Origin of the sequence: Nostoc sp., from assembly GCF_036917775.1 — a bacterium.
Taxonomy (GTDB): domain Bacteria; phylum Cyanobacteriota; class Cyanobacteriia; order Cyanobacteriales; family Nostocaceae; genus Nostoc.
On the sequence record NZ_JBALEQ010000109.1, the window covers coordinates 117,006 to 126,044 of the forward strand.

Here is a 9,039-nt window from a genome sequence, read left to right on the forward strand (position 1 = left end):
CAAAATTGATTAACTTCTAACCTGTTGACTAAGAAGCCGATTCCCTAGCTGTGGGTGAACCTATCTTTTTACTAGGGGATGCAGAAGCAGAAGACTCCTGCCCACTTGTCCGCAGTTTTGGCTTGGGAGAAGAATGTCTTTCTTCACCATTGTTACTATCTGATTTCCATGCAGAACGGGGACGATCGCTAGAAGATTCACGACGCTTGCCTAATCTTGGTTTGGGAGCAGAAGATTCCTCTTGGGGAATTTCTACATCTGAACTCAACCAAGCGGGGCGAGTTTGATCGTAAGCGATTTGCAATGCGGCTGCGGCGATCGCTTGAGCATCGTATTCTTCAATTAGTTCGCTAACAATTGGCAAAAATGAAGCCAAACGCTCACCTGTCAAAGCTTCCCGCACCTGTTCTTGCAGTTTCATGATGTGCCGCGCTTCAATTTGTGCGCGTGTGGGAATGGTCAGCAATTGCCAACTTTGGCGATTATGACGTTCAAATGTTTGCTGTTTGCGGCGCTCAAATGGTTGTACTAAAGAAATTGCTGTTCCTTCTTTACCAGCACGACCAGTACGACCAATACGGTGGACGTAGGTTTCGACGCTATCGGGTAAGTCGTAGTTGATTACATGGGAGAGTTGATCGACATCTAACCCTCGTGCTGCAATATCAGTTGCTACCACCCAACGGACTTGACGGTTACGGAATCTGATCAATAACCGTTCCCGCGCTTGTTGCGACAAGTCACCGTGGTATTCATCGACACTGTGACCAGCGCCTTGTAACTGACTGGTGAGTTCTGCGGCTGTACGTCTGGTGCGAACAAAGATTAAAGCTGTTTCTGGATCTTCCATTTCCAGAATCGGCTGTAAGGCTTTGGCTTTTGTCCAGTGACGGGGGATCAAGTAAGCTACTTGATTAATCTTGTTGGGAGCAGCTTTTGGTTGCTCAACAGTAACAGTTGCAGGCGATCGCAAAAACTTGTTCACCAACATCCGAATCGATGGTGGCATTGTTGCCGAGAATAAAGCTGTTTGGCGATCTACGGGCGCTTGTGAGAGGATTTTGATTACATCATCAATAAAGCCCATGCTCAACATTTCATCGGCTTCATCCAGTACAAACCACTTCACTTGATCGAGCTTTAAACAGCCGCGATCAAGTAAATCAATTACTCGTCCTGGGGTGCCCACAACCATGTGAACGCCACGTCTGAGTTGTAGCATCTGGCGGTCAATTGATTGACCACCATAGATTGCTAACACCCGCAATCCTTCATCGCCGATGAATTGGGCGATCGCATCGTGAACCTGCATTGCTAATTCACGAGTTGGTGTTAAAACTATGGCTTGTACGGCTTTTTGATTAATATCTAGCCGCTCTAAAATAGGCAGTGAAAATGCTGCCGTTTTGCCTGTTCCAGTTTGAGATTGACCTACTACATCACGACCACCCAGCAATTGGGGAATTGCTTGGACTTGAATGTTAGTTGGTTCGGTAAAACCGATTTTTTCTAGTTGGGCGACACGTTCTTGGGAAATGCCTAATTCTTGGAATGAAAGAGTCATTAATTCGTCCTAAATTTTATGTAAGGATTCTTGGATTAGCCATTTAGTCATTAGTCATTAGTCATTAGTCATTAGTCATTAGTTATTAGTAAGCCAAGGGCGGTAGCGAAGCCTCAAGTCTTTGAGAGACTATGCCAAAAAGTCCGCGAACTTCAGGTAAACCCTCATGAAAACTGCCATTAACGCAGCGTTGACCTTAAAATAAGGGTAAATCTGTAAGGGTCATTTAACAAAGGACAAAAGACAAAAGACAAAGGACAATTTAGTTATTGACTACTTGACCATAGAGGTCGTATGTATCAGCGTGGTGAATCGCTATTGGCACGATGGTTCCTAACTTTGCCTGGCCTTTGACATACACCAGACCATCAACCTCTGGGGAAAATCTACCTGAACGACCTATTAATTCACCACTTTCAGGATTTTCTTGCTCAATCAGGACATCGACGATTTTGCCTACTTCCTGTTGATTTTTCTTTTGAGAAATCGGTTGCTGGAGTTCCATCAGTTGGTATCGGCGATCGTCCATCACTTCTTGGGCCAACTGATTTGGTAGCTTGTAAGCTGGGGTTCCTTCCTCAGAGGAAAAGGTGAAGACACCAACATGATCGAATTCATGCCGTTGAACGAACTCTAGTAGATGCTCAAAATGCTCTTGTGTTTCTCCTGGGAAACCAACAATAAATGTTGTCCGCAGTACGGCTGTTGGTAGCGCCGTTTTGATGCGATCTATAATCCCATCATTTACCCGCCCTTGCCAAGGACGGTTCATGGCGCGGAGAATATCTGGATGAGAATGCTGCAAGGGCAAATCCAGATAAGGCAAGACGTTTGGTGTTTCTTGGATGGCCGCTATCACATCTGGGGTCAGTCCCGTGGGATAAGCGTAATGCATTCTGATCCACGGTATATCTACCTTCCCCAAAGCGCGAAGTAATTCGGCTAATTTTGGTTTACCATAAATATCCAAACCGTAATTAGTGGTGATTTGGGAAATTAGAATAATTTCCTTTACTCCTTGACTAACTAATTGCTCGGCTTCGGCCACTATAGATTCAATAGTACGCGATCGCTGGTTCCCTCGAAGATGAGGAATTATACAAAATGCACAACGATAATCACAACCTTCGGCAACCCGGAGGTAAGCTACGCCCTCGGTTGTAGTGCGATAACGCGGTGTAGTTTCGTCAGCAATGTAGGTTGGTTCGATACTAACCTGTTTAACCCGTTCGCCAAGTTCAACACGCTCAATTACATTAACAATTTTGTGATAATCGCCTGTGCCGACAACGGCTACTGCTTCGGGTAACTCCTCCAAAAGTTGTTCTTGAAAGTGTTGCGCCATGCAGCCAGTGATTACGATCTTTTTATTTGCCTCTGCCAGTTCTACCAAAGTTCTGACAGATTCTTGCCGGGCTGCTTCAATAAAACTACAAGTATTAACAATAACGTAATCTGCTAACTCTTCATTTGTATCTACACCGTAGCCTGCTTCTACGAGCATTCCCAGCATGTGTTCTGTATCAATTCGATTTTTCTCGCAGCCCAGGTGAGAAATGGCAATTGTTGGCTTGTCACCCATATTTTGAAAATATCTTCATTTTTTTTCTTCTTGTTGTCAAACATTCCGGCGCTAACTTCGCTTTTTTGCTATCAGCATCCTCATGAAAACACTACAGTGGCAAATTCCCACTGTTATTAACTGTACGTGGACACATAACCCTATTAATAAATAAAAATAGAGGTCATGTTATGATATTTCTATCAATCTGTTCCCCAGGGTAAATTGAAGTGTCTTTGGGTACTTTTGACACTTGTAATCTTTTTTAACAATTCGCCTATTGGTATTTTACATTACCACAGCGTGTGCGTTGTTAACCTACCCATCGGGAAGCCGCCCAAAGGGCTTGTTGTTGAGAAGTCGCTACCCTCAGGGAAATCGACGAAAGCGACTACGCTTGATAAAGCAGTAATACTACCCTGGCGATTGGCAAGTCCTACGACTGTTCGGGGACAAGATGCCTAAACCACGGAAAGCTGCCTTGCGTCTAGTGAGTGGCAAACTCCTCTTGTAGCCAGGTTTTATCTTAACATATCTTATGGGAGGTTTCACGCCAATTTCCATCTGAGGAAGGAGGCAATAAACCGACCATCATAAAACACATTTGACTAGTTAATGAAAAGTCAAGAGTCAAGGGTCATATAATCAATAGTCAAAAAATTCTAGACTCTGGACTCCGCGAGGCGGATTAAAGACGTGGACTTATATCAATTATTTAAAACTCGCTCACCGATTATTGGCGTGGTTCACCTGCTACCACTACCTACCTCGCCCCGTTGGGGAGGTAGCCTAAAAGCGGTGATTGACCGAGCCGAGCAAGAAGCCGCAGCCCTTGCAAGCGGAGGGGTTGACGGTTTGATTGTGGAAAATTTTTTCGACGCGCCCTTTACCAAAAACCAAGTCGATCCCGTGGTTGTGAGTGCCATGACCATTGTGGTGCAACGGATACAAAACTTGGTGACTTTGCCTATAGGCTTAAATGTTTTGCGAAACGACGGCAAAAGTGCAATGGCGATCGCTAGCTGTGTGCAGGCGCAATTCATCCGCGTTAACGTTCTCACCGGAGTAATGGCAACCGATCAAGGATTAATTGAAGGAGAAGCCCATCACCTACTCCGGTATCGACGGGAGTTAGGCTGCGATGTTAAAATTCTGGCCGATGTTTTGGTGAAGCACGCCCGTCCTTTGAGTTCTCCAAATCTCACAGTCGCCGTGAAAGACACCATTGAAAGGGGTTTAGCAGACGGGGTGATTTTGTCAGGCTGGGCTACTGGTAGTCCACCTAACTTAGAAGATTTGGAACTAGCTTGTGATGCAGCATCTGGCACGCCAGTGTTTATTGGTAGTGGGGCAAATTGGGAAAATATTGATACATTGATGCAGGCCGCAGATGGTGTAATAGTTTCTAGTTCTCTGAAACGTCACGGACGTATTGAGCAACCAATTGACCCAATTCGCGTCAGTCAATTTGTCGAAGCCGCGCGTCGCAGTTGGAACTCCAAAGGTGAAAGTAAATCAGCAAAACAAGTAAAGTTACATTCTTAAATGGGGAATGAAGAATGGCGAAGAAGCAAGGTAGCAGGAAGCAGGGAGCAGGGGAGAAGAATTAATAACCATTCCCCACTCCCCATTCCCCATTCCCCATTCCCCAATCCCCATTCCCCATTCCCCAATCCCCATTCCCCATTCCCCAATATTTATGATTCGCCGTCGTTCTACTCCTTGGATTCATAAATGGTCACGGCCATTGATTGCCGCGATCGCTGGATGTGGTGCCCTGATCACAGGTTATCTCACCATAGAAAAGTTAACAGGAGGCAGTGCAGCTTGTGTGGCAGAGGCTGGCGCTAAGGGTTGTAATGATGTGCTTTCCAGTCCTTGGGCAACAGTTTTTGGTCAGCCATTGGCTTTGTTTGGGTTTTTGGCATACATCAGTATGGTGATATTTGCTTTGGCTCCCTTGGTATTTAACTCAGGGGAAAACAATAGTCGCAAACAATTGGAAAATTTGACGTGGTGGTTGCTGCTGGTGGGTGCGATCGCTATGTCTGTCTTTAGCGGCTACTTAATGTATGTGCTGACATCTCAAATCAAAGCTATTTGTCCTTACTGTATCGGTTCAGCTTTGTTTTCTGTGAGTCTTTTGGTATTAACAATTATGGGTCGTACTTGGGAGGATATTGGACAAATCTTCTTTACCGCCCTAATTGTGGGTATGGTAACGCTGATTGGCACTTTAGGCGTTTATGCTGGTGTGAATAAATCAGATGTTACATCTGGAACTCCAGGACAACCTGTTAAAATTACCTTTAATTCCAAAGGAGATCCTAGCCCAGCTTTTGGTTGGGAAGTTACCACCACTTCTGGCGAGGCAGAAATAGCCTTAGCAAGCCATCTAGCAAAGGTAGGCGCAAAGGAATACAGCGCTTACTGGTGTCCTCACTGCCATGAACAAAAGCAGCTTTTTGGTAAGGAAGCCGAGGAAATAATTAACAAAGATGTTAAGATAGAGTGCGCTCCCGATGGGCTTAAAGCTCAAACAGAACTGTGTAAAGCCGCAAAAATTGAAGGCTTCCCCACTTGGATCATCAATGGTCAAAGTTATAGCGGAGTCCAAAACTTAAATGAACTAGCAAAAGTTTCTGGTTACACAGGGCCTCGCAACTTTAAGTATTTCAAATAATTGTCTTGGGGAAGGCTAGGTCAAGCTAGTGGTAAGGTTTAACTCACATCCTACAAGAATGAATATTGCTGAGTTAAAAGACTGCCACGCCACTTGTTTTACTTGAGGTTTGCCTACGTAGACTTTCCGTCATTACACAGTGCTTTTTGTCACTCAAAATAGAATCAACGCCCCACTACCGCTACAGCACCGAGTATAGTCAACTGGATGAATACAGCAAAGTCTGTTTCCAGTTGGCTGTTTTGTTTTTGGTAATAGATAATAGGTCTTATCCAATAGCCAGCTACCAGTTTTCCTGCGGCTTTTATCCGAAAATATTTTCAAGTTTAAGGAAATCAATTAAATATATTTACTTTAATTTAAAATATAATTTAATTTTTTTACAGCACTTGGGGGCTACTTGGGATGTAATCATGTCACCACCAAACCTAAAGGTGTGTCTGTTAGAAGTTAAAAGTTACCACAATTATAAGTAAAATACTTAATTGATTACAAATGTGCGACTTGAATTGAATAAGTTTTGTTAGACAAGTATTTGGGTGTTAAATTCACTGAAACTCCCTTTCAACAGATTTATTAATCTGTGCTGATAGCCACACAACTCCCAGTTGCCGTTTGGTCAGAAAATCAGCCTCAATATATGTTATTACATTCACAAATGCCAGAATGTCTTGAAGAAACTTGTTGAGTTGAAAAAACTCTTAGAAACTCTATTTAACTCTCCTTTAAAATATGTTAGTCCGATAGTTAATAGCTATAGGAAATAGAGAATATTTCTCCCTAATAGGTAATGGGAATGAATCAGCAGCTAGACAAGCGTTTTGTAAAGTTAATCTTTGGACTAAAACAATCGCTTAGTCGAGGACACAGAGAATTGATTACTGCCGTCAGCGTTGCAGTCTGCGTCGTGCTGTTGCACTCCATTGGATTATTGCAATCTTTGGAGTTTGCAGCTTTGGATCAATTGTTTCGCTTACGTCCAAATGAACCACCGGAAGAGCGTATTACAATCGTAGTGATTGATGAAGCCTATTTGAACGAAATACGTTCGTGGCCGATTCCAGATGCGAAGATTGCACTGTTGTTGCAAAAATTAAATGTCCACAAACCCCTTGCTATTGGCTTAGATCTCTACAGAAATTTGCCAGTAGAGCCTGGTAATCAGGAACTGCGTAAGACTTATAAGTCAATGCCCAATTTAATTGGTATTGAACTATTGGCAAATGACAAAAACAAAAACTTTAGTGTTTTGCCTCCACAGGGACTGAATAAGGATCAAGTTGGCTTTAATAACGTGCTGTACGATCTGGATGGTAAAGTACGTCGCAGTTTGTTATATTGGCACGTTGATGAGCAGTTACACGAAAGTTTTGCCCTGAAGTTGGCTTTATTGTATTTAAAGGCAAAGGGAATTACCCCCACCAAAGCAAAAAGCAACCCTGAGTATTTGCAATTGGGTAAGGCATCATTTACTCGTTTCGAGGCTAATGATGGTGCTTATGTGAGGGCTGATGATAGAGGATACCAAATTCTGACCAATTTTCCCAAACCTAAATGTCAAAGTTCATCTAGAGAAATTTGTAATTTTCGTCAGGTATCGATAAAAGATGTACTGGCAGATAAAGTTCAAGAAAATTTAATCAAAGATCGGATTATACTGATTGGCTCCACCGCACCCAGTCTCCAGGATTTTGTATTCATTCCCTATTCCAGTAATCTAATAGGTACGGCAAAGCCCGTACCTGGTATTCAACTGCAAGCTTATTTTATTAGTGAGTTAATATCTGCTGCTCTTGATGGACGACCATTATTAAGATTCTGGTCTGACTTGATGGAATACTTGTGGATTTTAATCTGGTCTTATTTGGGAGCTATGACGACATGGCGGATACGACACGCTACTAGAAGTCTGCTTTGTATCCTAGTTTCTTGCTTTGTATTGACACTGACTACATACCTTGCTTTTTTATACGGTTTGTGGATACCGCTCCTTCCCTCATTGTTTAGCTTTGGCAGTTCAGCTATTTGGATGACCAGTCATATTGCCCATATCCAGGAAGAGTGGAAACGTTCTAAAGAATTTTTGCATCATGTAATCAACACGATTCCCGATCCAATTTTTGTAAAAAATGAACAACACCAGTGGATTGTTTTAAATGAAGCCTATTGTCGATTTATCGGTTATCCAAATAAGTTGTTAATTGAGAAGTCAGACTATGACTTTTTCCCTAAACATGAAGCTGATGTGTTTCGACAACAGGATGATCTTGTGTTCCGAACTCAAAAACCCCAGGAACATGAAGAAGAATTTACAAATGCAGATGGACAGACTCATCAAATTGCCACTAAGCGATCGCTTCACAAAGACTCAGCTGGCAATTTCTTTTTAGTTGGGGTCATCCGAGATATTACTCAGCGCAAGCTAATGGAGGAGCAGCTGAAGCGGACTGCTGCTGAACTATTCCGCTCTAACAATGAATTAAAACTCAAAGAAGACCACTTGCGTTATCTGGCGTATCACGATCCCCTCACAGGTTTATCCAATCGCAAATTTTTTGCCGAACAACTCTATGAGTCGTTAAATTGGGCGCAACACAATAACCTGTTGCTGGGACTGTTGTTTATTGATTTAGATGGCTTTAAGCAAGTCAATGATACTCTGGGACACGAGACGGGCGATCGCTTGCTCATGACTATCGCTGGAAGACTCAGCAACTCTTTACGCGCTAGTGATACAGTTTCTCGTTTGGGTGGCGATGAATTTACTATAATTTTGCGGGCAATTCCTAATGTCCAGATAGCTGCTAAAGTCGCCGAAAAAATCTTAAGCAGTATTACCAAGCCAATTATTTTGGATGGCTATGCAATCCGAATCTCTGCCAGTATTGGCATAAGTGTCTACCCATACAACAGCCAAGATAGTGAAAATTTGATCAAACAAGCAGATGCAGCAATGTATCGTGCCAAGCACTTGGGTAAAAATCGCTACGAATTTGCTTAATTAGTTAAGAGTTAAGTCTCGATACTTTTCTCCCTATAGTAAAAAATTTTACCGTTAAATTAGGACTGTAGACTTTAAATATGTGCAAGGCACTATTTTGAAAAAGCATTTCCTATATGACTAGAGGTAGTTTTTTACTTGAGTTTGGACTAATTTGCATTTAGCAGCAATGAATAGAAGACAAGAGAAAGTTACCCAACTTCTTTTAGGGGCTGAGTTAAGTGGAATCG

At 42.7% G+C, this 9,039-nt stretch carries 5 protein-coding genes; 3 read left to right on the forward strand and 2 right to left on the reverse strand.

From position 1 onward, the window contains the following. Positions 1-28 precede the first annotated feature (28 nt). A complete protein-coding gene (locus V7K69_RS22365; protein WP_335038349.1) occupies positions 29-1,564 on the reverse strand; it encodes a DEAD/DEAH box helicase in 1,536 nt (511 codons plus the stop codon). A 262-nt stretch (positions 1,565-1,826) separates the two neighbouring features. Next, positions 1,827-3,146: a 30S ribosomal protein S12 methylthiotransferase RimO gene (rimO, locus tag V7K69_RS22370; RefSeq protein WP_114082744.1), complete on the reverse strand. Its 1,320-nt coding sequence runs from the start codon at positions 3,144-3,146 to the stop codon at positions 1,827-1,829. Between the two features lie 675 nt (positions 3,147-3,821). Here rimO and btpA point away from each other — a divergent pair. From btpA to V7K69_RS22385, 3 genes are all read left to right on the forward strand, one after another. Further along, positions 3,822-4,670, forward strand: coding sequence for a photosystem I biogenesis protein BtpA (btpA, locus tag V7K69_RS22375; protein ID WP_335038355.1), 849 nt, complete (start codon positions 3,822-3,824; stop codon positions 4,668-4,670). Between the two features lie 154 nt (positions 4,671-4,824). Continuing rightward, positions 4,825-5,808 carry a vitamin K epoxide reductase family protein gene (locus V7K69_RS22380; RefSeq protein ID WP_335038357.1) on the forward strand — a complete coding sequence of 328 codons (984 nt, stop codon included), beginning with the start codon at positions 4,825-4,827 and terminating at the stop codon, positions 5,806-5,808. Positions 5,809-6,604: 796 nt separating this feature from the next. Then, entirely contained in the window at positions 6,605-8,809 is a 2,205-nt protein-coding gene (locus tag V7K69_RS22385; RefSeq protein ID WP_335038359.1) for a CHASE2 domain-containing protein, read from the forward strand. Positions 8,810-9,039: the final 230 nt, after the last annotated feature.

Bases quoted from the DNA above. Each gene is read 5' to 3' on its own strand.
- rimO (WP_114082744.1), bottom strand. From the start codon at position 3,146: ATGGGTGACAAGCCAACAATTGCCATTTCTCACCTGGGCTGCGAGAAA.
- V7K69_RS22385 (WP_335038359.1), top strand. From the start codon at position 6,605: ATGAATCAGCAGCTAGACAAGCGTTTTGTAAAGTTAATCTTTGGACTA.
- V7K69_RS22380 (WP_335038357.1), top strand. From the start codon at position 4,825: ATGATTCGCCGTCGTTCTACTCCTTGGATTCATAAATGGTCACGGCCA.
- V7K69_RS22365 (WP_335038349.1), bottom strand. From the start codon at position 1,564: ATGACTCTTTCATTCCAAGAATTAGGCATTTCCCAAGAACGTGTCGCC.